This is a genomic window from Streptomyces sp. NPDC006140 (assembly GCF_040628815.1).
In the GTDB taxonomy this organism is placed as follows: Bacteria; Actinomycetota; Actinomycetes; order Streptomycetales; family Streptomycetaceae; genus Streptomyces.
The window spans coordinates 80,030-100,422 of sequence record NZ_JBEXTS010000021.1 but is presented as its reverse complement, the minus strand read 5'-3'; the positions used below and the strand labels follow the sequence as shown (position 1 = coordinate 100,422).

Annotated in this window: 20 protein-coding genes and 1 riboswitch; of the genes, 14 read left to right on the top strand and 6 right to left on the bottom strand. The window is 72.4% G+C overall.

Annotated features, from left to right (window positions below; genetic code table 11):
* The first annotated feature begins 276 nt into the window (after window positions 1-276).
* Together ABZ386_RS37230 and ABZ386_RS37225 are read left to right on the top strand one after the other, a co-directional pair.
* Entirely contained in the window at window positions 277-1,746 is a 1,470-nt protein-coding gene (locus ABZ386_RS37230; RefSeq protein WP_351347017.1) for an amino acid permease, read from the top strand.
* Between the two features lie 10 nt (window positions 1,747-1,756).
* A complete protein-coding gene (locus ABZ386_RS37225) occupies window positions 1,757-2,209 on the top strand; it encodes an Lrp/AsnC family transcriptional regulator (RefSeq protein WP_031116678.1) in 453 nt (150 codons plus the stop codon).
* Here ABZ386_RS37225 and ABZ386_RS37220 read toward each other — a convergent pair.
* Entirely contained in the window at window positions 2,206-2,673 is a 468-nt protein-coding gene (locus ABZ386_RS37220; RefSeq protein ID WP_358968025.1) for a hypothetical protein, read from the bottom strand. The two genes, ABZ386_RS37225 and ABZ386_RS37220, sit on opposite strands and share 4 nt — an antisense overlap.
* Before the next feature lie 299 nt (window positions 2,674-2,972).
* Between ABZ386_RS37220 and ABZ386_RS37215 the strand changes: the two genes are divergently transcribed.
* The gene (locus tag ABZ386_RS37215) at window positions 2,973-4,169 is read left to right on the top strand and encodes an MFS transporter (protein WP_356671129.1); all 1,197 of its coding nucleotides are present in this window, start codon (window positions 2,973-2,975) and stop codon (window positions 4,167-4,169) included.
* Here ABZ386_RS37215 and ABZ386_RS37210 read toward each other — a convergent pair.
* A complete protein-coding gene (locus ABZ386_RS37210) occupies window positions 4,144-4,716 on the bottom strand; it encodes a Repetin (protein WP_358968047.1) in 573 nt (190 codons plus the stop codon). The genes ABZ386_RS37215 and ABZ386_RS37210 overlap by 26 nt on opposite strands.
* A gap of 431 nt (window positions 4,717-5,147) precedes the next feature.
* Between ABZ386_RS37210 and ABZ386_RS37205 the strand changes: the two genes are divergently transcribed.
* On the top strand, window positions 5,148-5,936 hold the full coding sequence (locus ABZ386_RS37205) for a carbon-nitrogen hydrolase family protein (protein ID WP_351347010.1): 789 nt from the start codon (window positions 5,148-5,150) through the stop codon (window positions 5,934-5,936).
* 47 nt (window positions 5,937-5,983) lie between these two features.
* Complete coding sequence (locus ABZ386_RS37200; RefSeq protein WP_356618059.1) at window positions 5,984-7,681, top strand: NAD(P)/FAD-dependent oxidoreductase; 1,698 nt, start codon at window positions 5,984-5,986, stop codon at window positions 7,679-7,681.
* A gap of 43 nt (window positions 7,682-7,724) precedes the next feature.
* Here the strand turns inward: ABZ386_RS37200 and ABZ386_RS37195 are convergent, their stop codons facing one another.
* Both ABZ386_RS37195 and ABZ386_RS37190 read right to left on the bottom strand, forming a co-directional pair.
* Window positions 7,725-8,645 (bottom strand): hypothetical protein, encoded by a 921-nt coding sequence (locus tag ABZ386_RS37195; RefSeq protein ID WP_358968022.1) that lies wholly within the window; start codon window positions 8,643-8,645, stop codon window positions 7,725-7,727.
* A gap of 74 nt (window positions 8,646-8,719) precedes the next feature.
* On the bottom strand, window positions 8,720-9,418 hold the full coding sequence (locus tag ABZ386_RS37190) for a DUF5995 family protein (RefSeq protein ID WP_358968019.1): 699 nt from the start codon (window positions 9,416-9,418) through the stop codon (window positions 8,720-8,722).
* Between the two features lie 175 nt (window positions 9,419-9,593).
* Between ABZ386_RS37190 and ABZ386_RS37185 the strand changes: the two genes are divergently transcribed.
* Window positions 9,594-10,730 carry a glycoside hydrolase family 6 protein gene (locus tag ABZ386_RS37185; RefSeq protein WP_356505098.1) on the top strand — a complete coding sequence of 379 codons (1,137 nt, stop codon included), beginning with the start codon at window positions 9,594-9,596 and terminating at the stop codon, window positions 10,728-10,730.
* On the opposite strand, the gene ABZ386_RS37180 is transcribed toward ABZ386_RS37185, so the two are convergent.
* A complete protein-coding gene (locus ABZ386_RS37180; protein ID WP_351347002.1) occupies window positions 10,709-12,088 on the bottom strand; it encodes a solute carrier family 23 protein in 1,380 nt (459 codons plus the stop codon). The genes ABZ386_RS37185 and ABZ386_RS37180 overlap by 22 nt on opposite strands.
* A 100-nt stretch (window positions 12,089-12,188) precedes the next feature.
* Window positions 12,189-13,394 carry an MFS transporter gene (locus ABZ386_RS37175; protein WP_358968017.1) on the bottom strand — a complete coding sequence of 402 codons (1,206 nt, stop codon included), beginning with the start codon at window positions 13,392-13,394 and terminating at the stop codon, window positions 12,189-12,191.
* Window positions 13,395-13,527: 133 nt separating this feature from the next.
* On the opposite strand from ABZ386_RS37175, the gene ABZ386_RS37170 reads away from it, so the two are divergent.
* The 8 genes from ABZ386_RS37170 to ABZ386_RS37135 all read left to right on the top strand — a co-directional run bounded on the left by ABZ386_RS37170 (window position 13,528) and on the right by ABZ386_RS37135 (window position 20,180).
* A complete protein-coding gene (locus tag ABZ386_RS37170) occupies window positions 13,528-14,904 on the top strand; it encodes an ROK family transcriptional regulator (RefSeq protein WP_358968014.1) in 1,377 nt (458 codons plus the stop codon).
* A gap of 287 nt (window positions 14,905-15,191) precedes the next feature.
* A riboswitch (FMN riboswitch) is annotated at window positions 15,192-15,322 on the top strand.
* A 144-nt stretch (window positions 15,323-15,466) separates the two neighbouring features.
* Window positions 15,467-16,075 carry a riboflavin synthase gene (locus ABZ386_RS37165; protein WP_114250893.1) on the top strand — a complete coding sequence of 203 codons (609 nt, stop codon included), beginning with the start codon at window positions 15,467-15,469 and terminating at the stop codon, window positions 16,073-16,075.
* Complete coding sequence (locus ABZ386_RS37160; RefSeq protein WP_351346996.1) at window positions 16,072-16,713, top strand: nicotinamide mononucleotide transporter family protein; 642 nt, start codon at window positions 16,072-16,074, stop codon at window positions 16,711-16,713. The genes ABZ386_RS37165 and ABZ386_RS37160 overlap by 4 nt, the downstream gene beginning before the upstream one ends.
* Window positions 16,710-18,002 carry a bifunctional 3,4-dihydroxy-2-butanone-4-phosphate synthase/GTP cyclohydrolase II gene (locus ABZ386_RS37155; RefSeq protein ID WP_358968011.1) on the top strand — a complete coding sequence of 431 codons (1,293 nt, stop codon included), beginning with the start codon at window positions 16,710-16,712 and terminating at the stop codon, window positions 18,000-18,002. Before ABZ386_RS37160 ends, ABZ386_RS37155 begins: the two co-directional genes overlap by 4 nt.
* Before the next feature lie 19 nt (window positions 18,003-18,021).
* Window positions 18,022-18,507 carry a 6,7-dimethyl-8-ribityllumazine synthase gene (gene ribH, locus ABZ386_RS37150; RefSeq protein WP_004002733.1) on the top strand — a complete coding sequence of 162 codons (486 nt, stop codon included), beginning with the start codon at window positions 18,022-18,024 and terminating at the stop codon, window positions 18,505-18,507.
* A gap of 34 nt (window positions 18,508-18,541) precedes the next feature.
* Window positions 18,542-18,814, top strand: a complete 273-nt coding sequence (locus ABZ386_RS37145; RefSeq protein ID WP_128789165.1) for a phosphoribosyl-ATP diphosphatase — start codon at window positions 18,542-18,544, stop codon at window positions 18,812-18,814.
* 47 nt (window positions 18,815-18,861) lie between these two features.
* Window positions 18,862-19,710, top strand: a complete 849-nt coding sequence (hisG, locus tag ABZ386_RS37140) for an ATP phosphoribosyltransferase (protein ID WP_356527202.1) — start codon at window positions 18,862-18,864, stop codon at window positions 19,708-19,710.
* 14 nt (window positions 19,711-19,724) lie between these two features.
* Entirely contained in the window at window positions 19,725-20,180 is a 456-nt protein-coding gene (locus ABZ386_RS37135; RefSeq protein ID WP_355722082.1) for a PH domain-containing protein, read from the top strand.
* The last annotated feature ends 213 nt before the right edge of the window (window positions 20,181-20,393 follow it).

Sequence of the window (20,393 nt, the reverse complement as noted above, 5' to 3'; positions counted from 1 at the left end):
GGCCCCCGTTCGACCTGCCCGGCAGGCCGAGACGGGGGCCGTACGCGTCTGCCCGCGCAACGGTCGAAAACGGCGGTGCAACGAACCTCCGGTCAGCCCCCATGCACGCAATGATCTTGCGTGGATGCGCAAGGTTGCTGCATTTCGACAGCAACGCCGCTCCTCGTAGGCTGTCGCCTCGTACGTGGCGTGGCGGGGACTCCGCTCGGCGGGTCCCTGCTCAAGGGTGCCCGCGGTCCCTGCCGCCCTGACCGGCAGCGATGAAGGAGCCAGCGCGTGCTCGACCAAGGCGCACCCCCGCAGAATCCAGGCCAGACAGCCGCCCCCTCGTCCCCGGGCATCGGCGCGCGCCTGATGCGCCGCAAGCCCGTGGAACGCCTGGTCGCGGAGGGTGGCCAGGGCGAGGGAGGCTCGCTGCGGCGGTCCCTCGGGCTCTGGCAACTCACCATGATCAGCATCGGTGCCACCCTCGGCACCGGCATCTTCGTCGTCCTCGGCGAGGCCGTCCCGAAGGCCGGCCCGGCCGTCACGCTCTCCTTCGTCATCGCCGGCCTCACCGCCCTCTTCTCGGCCCTGTCCTACGCCGAGCTGGCCGGCAGCATCCCGGTCTCCGGTTCCTCGTACTCGTATGCGTACGCAACGATGGGCGAGCTGATCGCCTGGGTCTGCGGCTGGTGCCTGGTCCTGGAGTACGGCGTGTCGGTCGCCGCCGTCGCCGTCGGCTGGGGCGAGTACCTCAACGAACTGCTCGACGGGACCATAGGCGTCACCATCCCGGCCGCCCTGTCGGCTCCGCCCGGTGACGGCGGCGTCTTCAACCTGCCCGCGCTGATCGTCGTGCTCCTCGCGATGGCGTTCCTGCTGGGCGGTGCCCGCGAGTCCGCCCGCGCCAACACGATCATGGTCATCGTGAAGATCGGCGCGCTGGTGCTGTTCTGCGCGATCGGCGTCCAGGGCTTCCGCTCCGGCAACTACGAGAACTTCATGCCGCTCGGCATGGCCGGGGTCAGCGCCGCCGGTGCCACGCTGTTCTTCTCCTACATCGGCTTCGACGCCGCCTCCACGGCCGGCGAGGAGGCGAAGAACGCGCAGCGCGACCTGCCCCGCGCGATCATGCTGTCGCTGGTCATCGTCACCGCGCTGTACGTCCTCGTCGCCGCCGTCGCCGTCGGCGCCAAGCCCTGGGAGAACTTCACCGACTCCGAGGCCGCCCTCGCCCAGATCATGCGCGAGGTCACCGGACAGACGTTCTGGGGCACGCTGCTGGCGTTCTGCGCCGTCATCGCCATCGCCAGCGTCGTCCTGACCGTCCTCTACGGTCAGACCCGCGTCCTGTTCGCCATGTCCCGCGACGGGCTGGTGCCCAAGGTGTTCGCCAAGGTCCACCCGAAGACCGGCACGCCTCGCGCCAACACCCTGATCGTCTCCCTGTTCTGCGGAGTCCTGGCCGCCGCGATCCCGCTCGGGCAGCTCGCCGACGCCACCAGCATCGGCACCCTGTTCGCCTTCGCGCTGGTCAACGTGGCCGTCGTGGTGCTGCGGCGGACCAAGCCGGACCTGCCCCGCACCTTCCGCGTGCCGCTCTCCCCGGTACTGCCCGCGCTGGGCTTCGGCTTCTGCGTCTGGATGATGGGCAGCCTGCCGGCCGTCACCTGGGTGGTCTTCGGTGTCTGGATGGCCGCCGGGCTCGTGTTCTACTTCGTGTACGGCTACCGCCGTTCCCGACTCGCACCATCCGAGAAGTGATCGACCCACTGTGCTGAACGATCTCGACGAACGCATCGTGCACGCCCTCGCCGAGGACGCCCGCCGCTCCTACGCCGACATCGGCCACCTCGTCGGCCTGTCCGCGCCCGCCGTCAAACGGCGCGTGGACCGGCTGCGGGCCACCGGAGCCATCACCGGCTTCACCGTGCGCGTGGACCCGGGCGCCCTCGGCTGGGAGACCGAGGGGTTCGTCGAGATCTACTGCCGGGGCAACACCTCCCCGGAGACCATCCAGCGGGGCCTGGAGCGCTACCAGGAGGTCGTGGCCGCGTCCACCGTCACCGGGGACGCGGACGCGATCGCCCAGGTCTTCGCCTCCGACATGCGGCACTTCGAACGGGTCCTGGAGCGGATCGCCGGGGAGCCGTTCGTCGAGCGGACCAAGTCCGTGCTGGTGCTCTCGCCACTGCTGCGGCGCTTCTCGTCGGGGTCGCCGACCTAGGAGCTCCGCCGCGCGTGTTCACGGACCGCCGCCAGCAGGCGTCGTACGCCGAGCGCGTGGCCGCCCGTGGCCAGGACGAGCTGCCGGTAGAGAGCCCCCGCCGGGCCCGGGAACCTCGCCCGGGTCTCGGCGCGCAGCCGGGTGCGTCCGGGGCCGGCCGCGTCGAGGTGGAAGAGCAGGGCGTACGTCGAGAAGTGGTGGCGTCCGATCAGGATCAGCTCCGAGTGCGGCACAGCGGAAGCCACTCGGAAACCAGGGATCGTCGAGCCCACGGCCAGGGGGCGCGGCCCGGAGGACGTGCGGTCGGGGCAGCCGACCAGGCGTGCGTACCCGGCGCTCCGTCCGTCCCCGAACGAGCGGTCCAGAACCTCCCCGAGGCGCCCCCACACGACACCGGCGTCCGCCGCGACCACCGTCGTGTGCTCGTCGACGTACGGCAGGGACAGTGCTGCGACGGCGTCCATGGAGATCCCCTTCACCGGCGGGTACGGCTTTCCTTCCGCAGTCTCGCGCGCCGGGCCGTCCGCAGTCCTCGTCCGGCGAGCGGACCTCCCTCGCCGCTCGGCGGAGACGCCCGCCGCCCGCCTCCTCCCGGGGGAGGACGGCCCCGGAGGAATTCCCGCTGGGCCTACGGCGCCGGCCCGCCTACCATCGATGCCATGACCTGGCGACATTGATCCACCCGCCGCGCCTCCCGAGGACCGCCTCGGCCGCCGTACGTCCCGCACGTCCGGTGTCCGAACCGCCCCCTCGGGAAGGCCTCATGACTCTCTCACCCGTGCCCGCGACCGGTGTCCGCCGGCTGACGAGCACGCTGTACGGCTACGCGTTCCTCGAAGACTTCGTCCTGCTCTACCCGGTGTACGCGCTGCTGTTCGCCGACACCGGCCTGTCGGTCTGGCAGATCTCCTCCCTGTTCGCCCTGTGGTCGGTCACCGGCGTGGTGCTGGAGGTCCCCTCCGGCGCCTGGGCCGACGCCTCCTCCCGCCGGCTGCTGCTCTGCCTGGGCCCGCTGCTCACCGCCGCCGGCTTCGCGCTGTGGACGTTCCTGCCGTCGTACGGCGCCTTCGCCCTCGGCTTCGTGCTGTGGGGCTCCGGCGGCGCCCTGGTCTCCGGCGCGCGAGAGGCGCTGGTCTACGACGAACTGGACCGGCTCGGCGCGGCCGGACGGTACGCCCATGTGATGGGCCGGGCTCGGGCCGCAGGCCTGGTCGCCACCATGGCGGCGACGGCCCTGGCCGGACCGGTGCTCGCCCACGGCGGCCACACCGCCGTCGGTGCCGCGAGCGTGCTGGTGTGCCTGCTGGGCGCGGCGACGGCGACCCGCTTCCCGGAGCAGCGGACCCCGACGGCCGGGCACGACGGCTGGACCGCGACCCTGAAGGCCGGGCTCGCCGTGGCCCGGGCCGACCGGTCCGTACGCGGCGCGCTGCTCCTGGTCCCGGCCGTCACCGCCGTGTGGGGCGCCCTGGACGAGTACACGCCGCTGCTGGTGCGGGACACCGGCGTGTCCGACGCGCTGGTGCCCTACCTGCTCCTGCTGATCTGGGCGGGCGCCACGGCCGGGGGCCTGCTGGCCGGGGCGGGAGAACGCCTGGGCCAGCGAGGTTTCGCGGCACTGCTCGCGACCTCGGCCCTCGCCCTGGCCCTGGGCGCCGGCGCGGCCAGCCCGGCCGGCATCGCGCTCGTGGCGCTCGCCTTCGGCGGGTTCCAGGCGGCGAGCGTGCTGGCCGACGTACGGCTCCAGCGGCGCATCGACGACCAGGGGCGGGCCACCCTCACCTCGGTCGCCGGGCTGGGCACCGACGTGGCCACCATCGCCGTGTACGGCGGCTACGCGGTGCTCGGCACGGCGGCGGGACACGGCACGGCCTTCGCGTGGTGCGCGGTGCCGTACCTGGTGACCGCCCTGCTGGTGGCCGCGCCCGTGCCCGCTAGAGCGGGGGCTGCCAGGGAGTGACCGAGAAGTCGCCGGTGCCCTTCTCGACCTTCTCGAAGGGCGCCGAGCTGACGCACTTGGGCAGGTCCTCGATGGCGACCGGGGTGCCGGTCGTGGCCCAGCTGTAGCCGAGCCGGTCGCTTCGGCCGAGGTCCTGCACGGTGATCCCGACGCGCTTGCCCTTCGCGCCGGGCAGGTCGGAGGAGGTGATGACACCGGAGACGACAGCCACCTTGCCGCCGGTGACCAGACAGTCCACCTTCGCCTTCGCCCGGGCGCCCTTGCCGTTCAGGTAGTGGCTCCACTCGAAGGTGCCGGTGGCCTTCATCGGGTCGAGCTTGTGCTCGGCCGCCAGGTGCGCGTCGAACGAGAACGCGATGTCGTCCCCGGCGGACCGGTACAGCTTGGCCTTGCCGGTGAGGGCGGCGGCCTCGCGCTGCTTCCCCTCGGAGGCGGTGGCACCGGCTGTGCGCCGCCCGTCGTCGGCGGCGATGGCCGCGCCCGCCGCGGCGGTGGCGCAGAGCAGTAACGCGGCACCGATCACGGCGGTCTTCGTACGGCGGTTCATGGCCTTCATACGGCGGTTCACGGCCTTGGCGCGGCGGTTCATGGCGTTCGCACGGCGGTTCATGGCGGTCCTCTCGGCAGGTGAGCGCTGTGTGTCGCGGTGTTCGGAACGCTCATTACTCTCCCGGGCCCGGGCCCGCGCCACATCGCACCGGGGACGGGACCCCGCCTCCGCCGCCCGGCGGGGACAACTCCGCTCCGCCTGCCCCTGGGGGAGTACCGGACCTTCGCCTGCCCCCGGGGGAGTACCGGACCTCCGCCTGCCCCCGGGGGAGGACCGGACCGTACCCGCAACGAATCGCCGCCGACCGCCCGACGAACGCAATGATCCGCTCACGGACGCGCAACGGCTGCTCCTTGTCCGGCCGAAGCCGCCGACCGTACCGTCTATCCGGCCCCCTGAAACCCTCCGCGTACCGGTGAGGAACACGCATGCGCACCGCCCTGCTCCAGAGCTCCGGCCGACCCGGCTCCACCGTCGAGAACCTCAAGGTCCTCGACGAGGCCGCGGGCCGGGCCGCCGCCGCGGGCGCCGGGCTGCTGATCACGCCGGAGATGTTCCTGACCGGGTACGCGATCGGCGACGACATCGCCCGGCTCGCCGAGCCCGCCGACGGCGACTGCGCGGACGCGATCGCCGAGATCGCGACGAGCCACGGGCTGGCGATCGCCTACGGCTACCCCGAGCGGGCCGGCGAGACGGTGTTCAACTCCGCCCAGCTGATCTCGGCCGACGGCACGCGGCTCGCGAACTACCGCAAGACCCACCTCTTCGGCTGCTTCGAGCGCGACCACTTCACGCCCGGCGAGCAGCAGGTCGTGCAGGCGGAGATCGACGGTCTGCGCGTCGGGATCCTCATCTGCTACGACGTGGAGTTCCCGGAGAACGTCCGCGCCCACGCCCTGGCCGGCACCGACCTGCTGGTCGTCCCGACCGCGCAGATGCACCCGTTCCAGTTCGTCGCCGAGTCGATGATCCCGGTGCGGGCGTTCGAGAACCAGCTGTACGTCGCGTACGTCAACCGGGTCGGTGCGGAGGGCGAGTTCGAGTTCGTGGGCCTGTCCACGCTGGCCGGTCCCGACGGCGTAGCCCGGACCCGGGCCGGGCGGGGCGAGGACCTCGTCCTGGCCGACGTCGACCCGGCCTTCCTCGCCGCGTCGCGCGAGAACAACCCGTATCTGCGGGACCGGCGCCCCGGCCTGTACGGGTCGCTCGTCTGACACCCCCACACCCGCCTGTTCACACCTGTGCAAGGAGTCCGTACCCCATGACGTCCACCGTGCCCAACGCCGTCGAGCACGCAGACGCGCAGCAGCCGCCGATCACCATGTTCGGCCCGGACTTCCCGTACGCGTACGACGACTTCCTCGCCCACCCGGCGGGCCTGGGGCAGATACCGGCGACCGAGCACGGCACGGAGGTCGCGGTCATCGGCGGCGGCCTGTCCGGCATCGTCGCCGCGTACGAGCTGATGAAGATGGGCCTCAAGCCCGTCGTCTACGAGGCCGACCAGATCGGCGGGCGGCTGCGCACCGTCGGCTTCGAGGGCTGCGACGACTCCCTCACCGCCGAGATGGGCGCGATGCGCTTCCCGCCGTCCTCCACGGCCCTGCAGCACTACATCGACCTCGTGGGCCTGCAGACGCGGCCGTTCCCCAACCCCCTGGCCGAGGCCACCCCGTCGACCGTCGTCGACCTCAAGGGCGAGTCCCACTACGCCGAGACCATCGACGACCTGCCGCAGGTCTACCGGGACGTGGCCGAGGCCTGGGGCCGGTGCCTGGAGGAGGGCGCCGACTTCTCCGACATGAACCGCGCCCTGCGCGAGCGGGACGTCCCGCGCATCCGCGAGATCTGGTCCCGGCTCGTCGAGAAGCTCGACAACCAGACCTTCTACGGCTTCCTCTGCGACTCCGAGGCGTTCAAGTCCTTCCGGCACCGCGAGATCTTCGGCCAGGTCGGCTTCGGCACGGGCGGCTGGGACACCGACTTCCCGAACTCCATCCTGGAGATCCTCCGCGTCGTCTACACCGAGGCCGACGACCACCACCGCGGCATCGTCGGCGGCTCCCAGCAACTGCCGCTGCGGCTGTGGGAGCGCGAGCCGCAGAAGATCGTCCACTGGGCCCAGGGGACCTCGCTGGCGAGCCTGCACGAGGGCCGTGAGCCCCGCCCGGCGGTGACCCGGCTGCACCGCACGGCCGGCAACCGCATCACGGTGACCGACGCCCGCGGCGACATCCGCACCTACCGGGCGGCGATCTTCACCGCCCAGTCCTGGATGCTGCTGTCGAAGATCGACTGCGACGACTCGCTCTTTCCGATCGACCACTGGACGGCCATCGAGCGCACCCACTACATGGAGTCCTCGAAGCTGTTCGTTCCCGTCGACCGCCCGTTCTGGCTCGACAAGGACGAGGAGACCGGCCGGGACGTCATGTCGATGACGCTCACCGACCGTATGACGCGCGGCACCTACCTGCTCGACGACGGCCCGGACAAGCCCGCCGTCATCTGCCTGTCGTACACCTGGTGCGACGACAGCCTGAAGTGGCTGCCGCTGTCCGCGAACGAGCGGATGGAGGTCATGCTGAAGTCGCTCGGCGAGATCTATCCCAAGGTCGACATCCGCAAGCACATCATCGGCAACCCGGTCACCGTCTCCTGGGAGAACGAGCCCTACTTCATGGGCGCGTTCAAGGCGAACCTGCCCGGCCACTACCGCTACCAGCGGCGCCTGTTCACGCACTTCATGCAGGACCGGCTGCCCGAGGACAAGCGCGGGATCTTCCTCGCCGGCGACGACATCTCCTGGACGGCCGGCTGGGCCGAGGGCGCGATCCAGACCGCCCTCAACGCGGTCTGGGGCGTCATGCACCACCTCGGCGGCACGACCGACCCGACCAATCCGGGCCCCGGCGACGTGTACGACGAGATCGCTCCGGTGGAGCTGCCGGAGGACTGACCCGGAGGACCGACCGGGCGGCCGGGCCCCACGGGCTCGGCCGTCACGTCCGCGGGCCGGCGCGGGTCCTGATCCGCCTGGCGTAGCGGAGGTTCCGCGCCGCGCCGGCCCGTCCCGGGCGTGACCGGACGCGTGGCGCCGGTCGTGGCCGCGGGCCCGGGGCGGCACCGCGTACGGACTCGGCGGCCTCCTCGTCCTCGGGGCCGAGGGCCGGCAGCCTGCGGCGGATGACCATCGCTGCCACGGCGGCGATGGCGCTCACGGACACGGCGAGTCCGCCCAGGCCGGTGATCGCGTCGGCCACCTGCCGCCACAGGTCCCTGGCCCAGGAGACCCAGCTGTCGTCCTCGGGCGGCTCCACCGCCCGCACCGTCCAGGCCGGAGACGGCTTCTCCGCCAGCACCGTGTCGGTGTCGCGGAGGTAGGAGGTGATCGTGAGCGCGATGCCGAACGTCCCCGCACGCTCGGCCTGCATCTCCCACACCCAGACGGCGACGTCCTCGCGGGTCAGGACGTACTGTCGTTCCGACGACAGGGGCGTGCACCGCACCCCGGCGCCGGTGCAGTGCAGCTTCACGCCGATCTGCGTACCCGCTCTGGCGACCGTGTGGGTCCCGCCCAGGTCGGTCCGGGGCCGGGCACCCCGGATCTCCACCCGGAACCGGCGCGGCGGGGCGTCCGCCACCAGCCTCAGGGCTCGCGGGTTCGTGTGGACGACCGTGGCGTCGAAGAGCCGGCGACGCGCCTGCTCGATGTCCTCGAAGGCGTCGTACGGGGGTGCCGGTGCCATCGCGGCACCACCGGGCCGGTCCTCGTCCCCGCTTCGCGTGGCGAACCCGACGAAACTCCCCCAGACGAGGGCGAGCAGGAGCCCGAGCGCCACCCAGGAAACGCCGCCCAGGGCGTCGAGGACCAGGAGTACCGAGCTGCGCCGGCGAGTCGCCCACGCGCGTAAACCGACCATGCGCGCACAGCGTAGTGAACGATCCTGTCACCAGGACCGCGCCCCCAAGTCGACGTCCGCAGCGCCGAGTTGGATCACCCCTGCAACGGTGTGAGCAGCATGCGCCCCGCCAGGCCCACCGCCGTGTCCAGGTGTTCCGTGAACTCCCCGGCGATGTCGGGGAGTCCGCGCAGGGCCCACAGGGCCCGGGCCGCCGTCCAGGCCGCGTCGCGGGCCCGCTCCAGGCTCCAGGAGCCCAGCAGATGGGTCAGCGGGTCGGCGATCTGGAGGAGATCGGGGCCCGGCATCAGATCTTCGCGGATGCGCTCCTCCAGCGAGACGAGGAGATCACCCACCGCGTCGAACTCGTCCTCCAGGTCGGCGGGTGCGCAGTCGAGCGTACGACAGGTGTCCACGACGGCCAGTGCGAGATCGTGCCCGATGTGCGCGTTGATGCCCGCCAGCGCGAACTGCAACGGTCGTACCCCGGGATGGCGGCGGAGCTGGAACAACGGCCGCCAGCAGGCCGGTGCGCGCCGGTCCCCGGCCGCCGCCTCGACGGCGTCCAGGTACCGCTCGGCGAACCGTACGTCCAGCGTGATCGCGGCCCGCGGGTCCGCGAACCGCCCGGTGTCGACGTGCCGGTCCACCGCCTCCGTCACCGCCAGGTAGACGCGGTTGAAGACCGCCACCCCGTCCCGGGGGTGCAGGGACGCGCCGAGGGCGCGCATCCGGGAGATGACGGCGTCGACCGGTGTGTCCACGGCTGGGGGGACTTGTTCGCATCGCGGCATGCGGGCAGAGTCCCAGCTCTAGGCTGGCGGGAGTGCCGGCGGGCCCGGTGCTTCCCCGGAACGGGGGAACGCCGCCCGCCGCAGGGGGAGGGGGAGCAGCAGCGTGTCAGGCTCGCGTGCGCAGCGCCTGGCCGCCCGCAGGGCCGCGCGCAGGCGTGCCGCCCGGCGCGGCGCGATGGTCGTGGCGGCCTCCGTCGTGGTCGCGGCCGGCGCGGTCGCGGGGGTCCTCTCCGCGTTCGAGGACGGGCGCGGCCCGGACCAGGCCCGGCGCCCCCAGGTGTCCGCCCCGCCCCGGCCGGCGCCCCTGCCCGCCGAGCCGCCCTCGTCCCCGACCGTCGCCGCCGAGTCCGCGGTGCCCTCGCCCTCCGCGTCGGTGCGCAGGACGCCGAGCCGCACGCCGTCGCCGTCGAGAATCGAGCGGAAGCGGGAGCGGACCACGACCGTGACCACACGGCTCTACCGCCACCCGGACTCCCAGGTGCTGGACTGGGTCAGGGCCCACTCCGGCGACCCCCGGCACGCGGTCATCGCGTCCCGGATCGCCGACCAGCCGGCCGCCGTCTGGTTCGCCGAGTACGCGCCGGACACGCTCACCGCCCGGGTCGCCGCCGTGACGTCGGGCGGGGCCGCCCAGGGCCGGGTGCCCGTCCTCGTGCCGTACGCGATCCCCGGCCGCGACTGCGGCGGCCACTCCCAGGGCGGCGCCCCCGACCTGGACGCCTACGACGCCTGGATCGACCGGTTCGCGGCCGGGCTGGGCTCCGGAGAGGTCATCGTCGTCCTGGAGCCGGACTCGGTCGCCCAGGCCGAGTGCCTCTCCGCCGGGGAGCGCGCGGACCGCTTCGCCTCCCTGGCCCGGGCCGGACGCGTCCTCAAGGAGGCCAACCCCCGGGCCCGCGTGTACTTCGACGCGGGGCACTCGGGGTGGAACGCCCCCGGCAAGCAGGCGGCGTGGCTGCGGCAGGCCGGAGCCGCCTCGCCCGAGTCCTCCGACGGGATCTTCAGCAACGTCTCCAACTTCCACACCACCGCCGACGAGGTCGCCTACGACCGGCGGGTCCTGGACGCCCTCGGCGGCCCGGCGAGCCTGGGCGCCGTCATCGACACCAGCCGCAACGGCAACGGCGCCCCGGCCGACGGCCAGTGGTGCGACCCGGCGGGCCGCAAACTCGGCCGGACACCCACCCTCAGCACCGGCGAGCCCCGGATCGACGCCTACCTGTGGGTGAAGCTGCCGGGGGAGTCGGACGGCTGCAAGGGCCGCCCGGGGACCTTCACGGCGTCCTACGCCTACGACTTGGCCTCGTCGTAGGAGCTGGTGCCCTCGTCCAGCAGCGGCTGCTGCGTCTTCAGATGGGCCGGGGCGAAGGCCCGCAGCGCGTGGTAGCCGGTGATGACGACGAGCGTGCCCAGCGCGATGCCGCTCAGCGAGAACGTGTCCGTGAACTTCATGGTGACGTTGCCGACGCCGATGATGATGCCCGCCGCCGCCGGGACCAGGTTCAGCGGATTGCGCAGATCCACCCCGGCGTTGATCCAGATCTGCGCGCCGAGCAGCCCGATCATGCCGTACAGGATGACGGTGATGCCGCCGAGCACCCCGCCCGGGATCGCGGCGACGACCGCGCCGAACTTCGGGCAGACGCCGAAGAGCAGGGCGAAACCGGCGGCGGCCCAGTAGGCGGCCGTGGAGTAGACGCGGGTCGCGGCCATCACGCCGATGTTCTCGGAGTACGTCGTGTTGGGCGGGCCGCCGACCGCCGTGGACAGCATCGAGCCGACGCCGTCGGCCGCGATCGCCGTGCCGAGCTTGTCGTCCAGCGGGTCGCCGGTCATCTCGCCGACCGCCTTCACATGCCCGGCGTTCTCCGCGACCAGCGCGATGACGACCGGCAGGGCGACCAGGATCGCCGACCACTCGAACGACGGGCCGTGCAGGGTCGGCAGCCCGATCCAGTCGGCCTTGCCCACACCGGACAGGTCGAGCCGCCAGTGGTCGGTCAGCCTGCCGCTCGCGTCCACCGAGTGGATCTTGCCGAAGACCTGGTCGAACACCCAGGAGATGCCGTACCCGAAGATCAGCCCCAGGAAAATGGCGATCCGCGACCAGAAACCGCGCAGACAGACGACCGCCAGACCGGTGAACAGCATCACCAGCAGGGCCGTCCACTGGTCCTGCGGCCAGTACGTCGAGGCCGTCACCGGCGCCAGGTTGAAGCCGATCAGCATCACCACCGCGCCGGTCACGATCGGCGGCATCGCGGCATGGATGATCCGCGCCCCGAACCGCCGCACGGCGAGCCCCACCAGGAACAGCGCGGCCCCGACGACGAAGACGGCGCCGGTGACGGTCGCGCTGCTCCCGCCCTGGGCGCGGATGACCGCCGCCACCCCGACGAACGAGAGCGAGCAGCCCAGGTAGCTGGGCACCCGGCCGCGGGTGGCCAGCAGGAACACGACGGTCGCGACACCCGACATCATGATCGCGAGGTTCGGGTCCAGGCCCATGAGGACCGGGGCCACGAACGACGCCCCGAACATCGCCACCACGTGCTGGGCGCCGAGCCCGACCGTGCGGGGCCAGGAGAGCCGCTCGTCGGGGCGGACCACCGCGCCGGGCGCCGGGGTGCGTCCGTCGCCGTGCGGTTTCCAGCGGACGCCGAGATCCATGGTGCGGTTTCGCTTTCGTCGTGCGGGCGAGTGTCCGGACCATTGTCGGGGTGCGCCGGGAGGCGCGGTGACCGGGGCTGACCCGGGGGCCGGACCCGGCTCAGGGACGCGGGTCGGGGACCGCCGCGTCCGGCCGGCTGATCTTCGCCCGGTCGCCGGGGCGCAGCACCCCCGCGAACGCCACCAGACCGCACGACAGCGCCGCCACCAGGCAGAACGACACCATCAGGCTGGTCGCCTGCGCCAGCATGCCGATCGCGCTCGGCGCGATCAGGCCCGAGGTGTAGGTGATGGTCGCGACGCCCGCGATGGCCAGACTCGGATTGGCGCCGCTGCGGCCCGCCGCCGCGAAGCACAGCGGCACGACGACCGCGATGCCCAGCCCCATCAGCGCGAACCCGGCCATCGCCACCGCCGGGTGCTCCGCGACGACGATCAGCAGCCCGCCGAGCACGGCGAACACCCCGCTCGCCCGCACGGTCCGCACCGCGCCGAAGCGGTCCACCACCTTGTCGCCGGCGATCCGGGCGAGGGCCATGGTGAGCGTGAAGCCCGTCGTGCACGCCGCCGCGAGACCCGCCGAGGTCTCCAACTGCTCGCGCAGGTAGACCGCCGACCAGTCCAGGCTCGCGCCCTCCGCGAAGACCGCGCAGAACCCGATCGCGCCGATGAGCAGGGCCGACCGGGGCGGCAGCGCGAACCTCGGCGGCGGCTCCTCGTCCTCGGCGGGCTGCAGGTCGAGCACCCACCGGCAGGACAGCACGCCGATCACGGTGAGGACCGCGGCGGCCAGCACATGGTGCAGCCGGGCGTCCGAGCCGAGATGCGCGGCGAGCGTGCCGGCCGCCGAGCCGACCAGGGCGCCCGCGCTCCACATGCCGTGCAGCCCCGACATGATCGACCGGCGGAGGCGGTTCTCGACCTCGACGCCCAGCGCGTTCATCGCGACGTCCGCCATGCCCGCCGTCGCGCCGTACACGAACAGGGCCAGGCAGAGGGTGAGGAGGTTCGGCGCGAGGGACGGCAGGACCAGCGACAGCGTCCACAGCGCGATCAGTCCGCGCAGCGCGTTGCGGGCCCCGAAGCGGTGGCTGACACTGCCGGCGAGCGGCATCGCGACGGACGCGCCGAGCGCGGGGAAGGCCAGCGCGATGCCCAACTGCCCCGCGCTGACACCCGCGTGGTCCTGGATCCACGGCACGCGGGTGGCGAACGAGCCGGTCACGGCGCCGTGCACGGCGAAGACGGCGGCCACGGCGTACCGGGACCGCTTCACCTCGCGCAGATCATCGACCACGTTGCCCATTCTGCGGTCCCCCTCCAGGTCTCTGCCTCACTCGCGTCGCTGCGGGCGTAAACTATCAGGAAGCCTGCCTGATAGATAAGGGCGCAACCGGTCGGCCCGTCCGCCCGCCCCGCCGATCTGGGAGGATCCCGGCATGCCCGCATCCCCGAGCACCGCCCGGGCCATCAACGACCGGCTCGCCCTCACCCTGCTCCAACAGGAAGGCCCGCTCACGGCAGGGCAGTTGAAGCAGCTGACCGGCCTGTCCCGCCCCACCGTCGCCGACCTCGTCGAACGCCTCACCGCCGCCGGCCTGATCGCGGTGGTCGGTGAGGCCGGCGAGCAGCGGCGCGGCCCCAACGCCAAGGTCTACGGCATCGTCGCCGACCGGGCGCACCTCGCCGCCCTGGACGTGCGCACCGAGGGCGTCGCCGTGGCCGTCGCCGACCTGGTGGGGCGGGTGCTGGCCGAGGCGTCGGTGCCCATCGACGGCGACATGGGGACGGGCCCCGCCGTGGAGCAGGCGGTCGCGCTCGTCGAGCGCGTGGTGAAGGAGGCCGGCGCCGACCGGCTGCACACCGTCGGCATCGGCGCGCCCGGCCTGATCGACCCGGCGAGCGGCGAACTCCGCGACTCCACCGGACTGCCGGCCTGGCACCGCCGCCTGGTCGCTGCCCTCCAGGAGCGGCTGCCCGAAGCCCGCGTCAGCGTCGAGAACGAGACCAACCTCGCCGCGCTGGCCGAGCAGCGCGACGGAGCGGCCCGGGACCGGGACCCGTTCGTCCTGCTCTGGCTGGGCCACGGCACCGGAGCCGCCGTGGTCCTCGACGGAGCGCTGCGGCGCGGCGCCTCCGGCGGCACCGGCGAGATCGGCTTCCTCCCGGTCCCGGGCACCGCGGCCCCGCCGTCGGCGAAGGACTGCGCGGGTGGCTTCCACTCCCTGGCCGCGGCGGCAGCGGTCGTGGACCTCGCGGCGCGGTACGGGATGGCGCCGGAGCGGGGGGAGGGGCCGTCGGCGGTGGGCGTGGTGCGGGCGGCCGTCGGCGTGGTGGAAGCGGCGGTGCGCCGGGTGCGGGAGGCGGGGGGCGGGGGAGTGAGGGAGATCGGCGAGGCCGCGGCGTCCGCGGCATCGGGCGGGCGCCCGGCGTCCGGGCCCGTGGGCGAGAACGCCGGGGAGCCGGGCACCGGGGAGCCGGGCACCGGGGAGTGGGGCGCCGGGGAGTCGGGCGCCGCCTCCGCCGGCCGTTTCCTCGACGCCCTGGCCGACCGTCTCGCCGTCGGCGTCGCGGCGGTCGTCGCGATCCTGGACCCCGGGTGCGTGGTGCTCGGCGGCGAGGTCGGCCGGGCCGGGGGCGAGGAACTCGCCGCGCGGGTGCGGGAGCGCATCGCCCGGATGACACCCCTGCCCACCGAGGTGCGCCCGACCATCCTGGGCGGCGGCGCGGTCCTGCGCGGCGCGCTGCTGACGGCCCGGGAGCGCGCGCAGGACGAACTCTTCGCCCCTCGGGAGCGGGGGCTTCCGCCCTCCTGAAGGGGGGCGTGGGAAGGCCCGACGGCGGGCAAGGGCCGTCGTCACCGCCGCCGGGCCGGTCTGCGGGTTGAGGGGTGAAGGTCGCGGGTTGCGCCGACCCTAGAAAGGACTAGACCACGCGTCAATAGGTGCGTACCAACTCGGATCCGTCAAGGCCGGACCACCGCACGGAAGTTGGGCAGCCCTGTCGCGCTGGGGAAGGGTCGTGACACGTTCTGTGAGGCACCCCACACACTTCGCCGGTCTGGATGCCGATCAGGCGTGGCACACTGGCCATGTATCAGTAGCAGCGCACTCCGGGGTCGGTGAAAGTCCGAACCGGCGGTTACAGTCCGCGACCCGGTCGCCTCCAGCGGCCGGTTGACCAGGTGAAATTCCTGGACCGACGGTTAAAGTCCGGATGGGAGGCAGTGCGCGGCGAGCGGGCATCCGTGCGCGCCGCCCAGAAGTCCGTCCTCGGGGGCGGACTCCGTCCGGCGTCGTCCCCGGTGTTCCTGCTCGTACTTCTGTCGTCATCGACAGCCCCGGAGTCCGTGCCCGAAGAGGCAGGAGGACCCGGGAAGTGTTCACCGGAATCGTCGAAGAGCTGGGCGAGATCACCGCCGTCGAGACCCTCGACGACGCCTGTCGCTTCCGTCTGCGCGGCCCCGTCGTCACCCAGGGCGCGAAACACGGCGACTCCATCGCCGTCAACGGCGTCTGCCTCACGGTCGTCGACCACGAGGGCGACGAATTCACCGCCGACGTCATGGCCGAGACCCTGAACCGCTCCAGCCTCGGCGCCCTGAAGGCCGGCTCCCGCGTCAACCTCGAACGCCCCATGGCCGTCGGCGAACGCCTCGGCGGGCACATCGTGCAGGGCCATGTGGACGGCACCGGCGAGATCCTGGAGCGCAAGCCGTCCGAGCACTGGGAGATCGTGAAGATCTCTCTCCCCGCGGACCTCACCCGGTACGTGGTCGAGAAGGGCTCCATCACCGTCGACGGCATCAGCCTCACCGTCGTCGACGCCGGCCCCGACTACTTCACCGTCAGCCTCATCCCCACCACCCTCGACCTGACCACGCTCGGCCACAAGCAGCCCGGCGACCCGGTCAACCTCGAAGTGGACGTCATCGCCAAGTACGTCGAGCGCATGCTGGGCGACCGCGCGCGGGGGGCGGCCGAGTGAACTCGCTGAACTCCGAGGCGTTCGTCCTCTTCGGCCAGCACATCCTCTGGTCCGACATGGTCGGCAACCTCTTCGGCCTGGCCGCCCTCGCCCTCGGCTGGCGGCGCTCCATCTGGACCTGGCCCGTGCAGTTCGTGGCCGGCCTCATCCTCTTCGGCGCCTTCTTCGGCCACCTCACCGGCAGCGCCGGCAAGCAGGCGGTCGTCATGCTCGTCGCGCTCTACGGCTGGTGGCAGTGGCAGCGCGGCAAGGGCCAGGGCGAGGACGGCCACATCGCCGTACGGTTCGCCTCCTGGCGCGAGCGCGCCGCGATGACCGCGGCGGCCGCCGCCGGCACGGTCGCGGTGGCCCTGCTCTTCACGGCGTACCCGACCCTGTCCTGGGACCCCTGGCCGGACGCCTACATCTTCGTCGGCACGATCGTCGCGATGTACGCCCAGGCCCGCGGCATGGTCGAGTTCTGGTTCGCCTGGCTCCTCGTCGACCTCGTCGGCGTACCCCTCAACTTCGCCAACGGCTACGCCTTCTCCGGCTTCGTCTACGTCATCTACGGCGCGCTCGTCCTGTGGGGCCTGCGCGACTGGTGGCTGCGCTCGCGCGCGGCAGCACGGCCCACCCTGGAAGGAGCGCCGGCATGAGCACGGCACCGATCCTGTACAGCACCGACGGCGAGTTCGAGGACCTCGCGCTCGACCCCGTCGAGCAGGCCATCGCCGACATCGCGGCGGGCCGCCCGGTCGTGGTCGTCGACGACGAGGACCGGGAGAACGAGGGCGACCTCGTCATCGCCGCCGAGAAGGCGACCCCCGAGATCGTCGCCTTCATGATGAGCGAGTGCCGCGGCCTGATCTGCGCCCCCATGGAGGGCGACGAGCTGGACCGGCTGAAGCTCCCGCAGATGGTCGAGGACAACACCGAGTCGATGAAGACCGCCTTCACGGTCTCCGTCGACGCCTCCGCCGCCTACGGCGTGAGCACCGGCATCTCCGCCGCCGACCGCGCCACCACCCTGCGGCTGCTCGCCGACGGAGTCTCCGGGCCCGACGACTTCGTCCGCCCCGGCCACATCTTCCCGCTGCGCGCCCGGCCCGGCGGCGTCCTCACCCGCAACGGCCACACCGAGGCCGCCGTCGACCTCGCCCGCCTCGCCGGCCTGCGCCCCGCCGGCGCCATCGTCGAGATCGCCGGCGAGGACGGCCGCATGCTGCGCCTGCCCGAGCTGGTCCCGTTCGCCCGCAAGCACGGCCTGACGATCATCTCCATCGAGGACCTGATCGCCTACCGCCGCAGCAGCGAGCCCACCGTCCGCCGCGAGGCCAGGACCCAACTGCCCACCGCACACGGCACGTTCACGGCGTACGGCTACCGCTCCACCGTCGACGGCGTCGAGCACGTCGCCCTGGTGCACGGCGACATCGGCGACGGCCAGGACGTCCTCGTGCGCGTCCACTCCGAATGCCTCACCGGCGACGTCTTCGGCTCCGCCCGCTGCGACTGCGGCCCCCAGCTGGACGCCTCCCTGGCCCGCATCCAGGCCGAGGGCCGGGGCGTGGTCGTCTACCTGCGCGGACACGAGGGCCGCGGCATCGGCCTGATGTCCAAGCTGCGCGCCTACGAACTCCAGGAGCGCGGCCGCGACACCCTCGACGCCAACCTCGAACTCGGCCTGCCCGCCGACGCGAGGGACTACGGCGCCGGAGCCCAGATCCTCGCCGACCTCGGCGTGCGCAGCGTCCGGCTGCTGACCAACAACCCCGACAAGACCGACGCGCTCGTCCACCACGGCATCACGGTCAAGGCCCGTGTGCCGATGCCCGTGAGCGCCGGCGAGCACAACCTCCGCTACCTGCGCACCAAGCGGGACCGGATGGGCCACGACCTGCCCTGGCTCGACACGACCACCGTGCCGGCCTGCGGCAACCAGTAAGAGAGCAAGAGGGAGAGACGTGAGCGGCAAGGGTGCACCGGAGCTGTCCGTACGCAATGTGGGTGACCTCCGGGTCGCCGTCATCGCGGCACAGTGGCACGAGAAGGTGATGGACGGACTGGTGGACGGCGCCCTGCGCGCCCTGCACGACCTGGGCATCGACGAGCCGACCCTGCTCCGGGTCCCCGGCAGCTGGGAACTCCCGGTCGTCGCCAAGGTCCTCGCGGGCCGCGGCTACGACGCGATCGTCGCCCTCGGCGTCGTCATCCGCGGCGGAACCCCCCACTTCGAGTACGTGTGCCAGGGCGTGACCCAGGGCCTCACCCAGGTCTCCGTCGACACCGGCGTCCCCGTCGGCTTCGGCGTGCTGACCTGCGACACCGAAGAGCAGGCCCTGGACCGCGCGGGCATCGAGGGCTCCAGCGAGGACAAGGGACACGAGGCGGTGACGGCCGCGGTGGCGACCGCGGCCACCCTCCGCTCAGTATCCGAACCCTGGCGCTGACGAACCGCACCTGTGGCATAGGCTGAGCGTCACCATGTCCAAGAAGACGTTCGAGGAGCTCTTCACCGAGCTCCAGCACAAGGCCGCCCACGGCGACCCCGCCACTTCCCGCACCGCAGAACTGGTCGGGAAGGGCGTCCACGCCATCGGCAAGAAGGTCGTCGAGGAGGCCGCCGAAGTGTGGATGGCCGCCGAGTACGAGGGCAAGGACGCGGCCGCCGAGGAGATCTCGCAGCTGCTGTACCACGTCCAGGTGATGATGGTCGCCCGCGGCATCTCCCTCGACGACGTCTACGCCCACCTGTAAGCCGCACACCCGTTCCCGCAAGACACCACGCAAAGGAAGCCGACCTCATGCTGCGCATCGCCGTCCCCAACAAGGGTTCCCTGTCAGGCCCTGCGGCGGAGATGCTGCATGAGGCCGGCTACCAGCAGCGCAGGGAGTCCAAGGAACTGCGGATCGTCGACCCGACCAACGAGGTCGAGTTCTTCTACCTGCGCCCCCGCGACATCGCGATCTACGTCGCCTCCGGCCAGCTCGACATCGGCCTCACCGGCCGGGACCTGCTGATCGACTCCGGAGCCGACGCGGAGGAGATCCTCGCCCTCGGCTTCGCCCGCTCCACCTTCCGCTACGCCGGCAAGCCCGGCACCATCAGCGGCCTGGCCGACCTGACCGGCAAGACCGTCGCCACCTCCTACGAGGGCATCGTCGCGGCCCACCTCGCCGAGCACGGCATCGACGCCTCCGTCGTCCACCTCGACGGCGCCGTCGAGACCGCCATCCAGCTCGGCGTCGCCCAGGTCATCGCCGACGTCGTCGAGACCGGCACCTCGCTGCGCAACGCGGGCCTGGAGGTCGTCGGCGAGCCGATCATGCAGTCCGAGGCCGTCGTGATCCGCCGCACCGGCGCCGACCCCGACGACCCCAAGGTCCAGCAGTTCCTGCGCCGCCTCCAGGGCGTCCTCGTCGCCCGGACGTACGTGATGATGGACTACGACTGCCGCGTCGAGCAGCTGGAGAAGGCCGTCGCCCTCACCCCCGGCCTGGAGTCGCCGACCGTCTCCCCGCTGCACAACGAGGGCTGGGTCGCCGTCCGTGCCATGGTCCCCGCCAAGGAGGCCCAGCGGATCATGGACGACCTGTACGACATCGGCGCCCGGGCCATCCTGACCACGGCCATCCACGCCTGCCGTCTGTAAGAGGGGCGCACCCGATGTCCGACCTGCCCACCCTGCCCGTCACGTTCCGGCCGGGCAGCACCCGCGCGGTGCTGCTCACCGCCGCCGTCGCGATCCTCGTGGTGATCACGGCCGTGGCGATGCTGCTGGAGCAGCTCAGCCCCGCCGAACGCCTCAGCTTCGTCGTCACGGCACTGCTGCTGGACGCCGTGCTGCTCCTGCTGGCCCGGCCCAAGGTCGTCGCCGACGAGGACGGCGTCACTGTCGTCAATCTCACCAACAAGCGCCGGCTGGAGTGGGCCGAAATCCTGCAGGTGACCCTCCGGCCCGGCGACCCCTGGGTGTTCCTCAACCTCAGCGACGGCACCAGCCTGCCCGCGCTCGGCATCCAGCCGGGCATCGCCAAGCAGCGCGCGATCGCCGACGCCAGGGCCCTGCGGGCACTCGCCGAGGCCCGTTCCGTCGCGGACCCCCAGCGGCATCAGAGCTGACGCGTGGCCATTCGCACGGCGGTCGCCACTGCCGCTCCGGGCCGTGTCTTGATTAATCTGTTGGCGGAGGCGCAAAGGACGCGCCTTCGCCGCTGCTGCCCCGCCCGGTGCGCAGAGGCTTCCTGCTAACCGAGGAGTGACCCTCTCCGGCGATGGACGGATCGTCCTGCAGTACCTGCGCCGCCCCCTGCCGACATAGCGCGGACCGTGTCC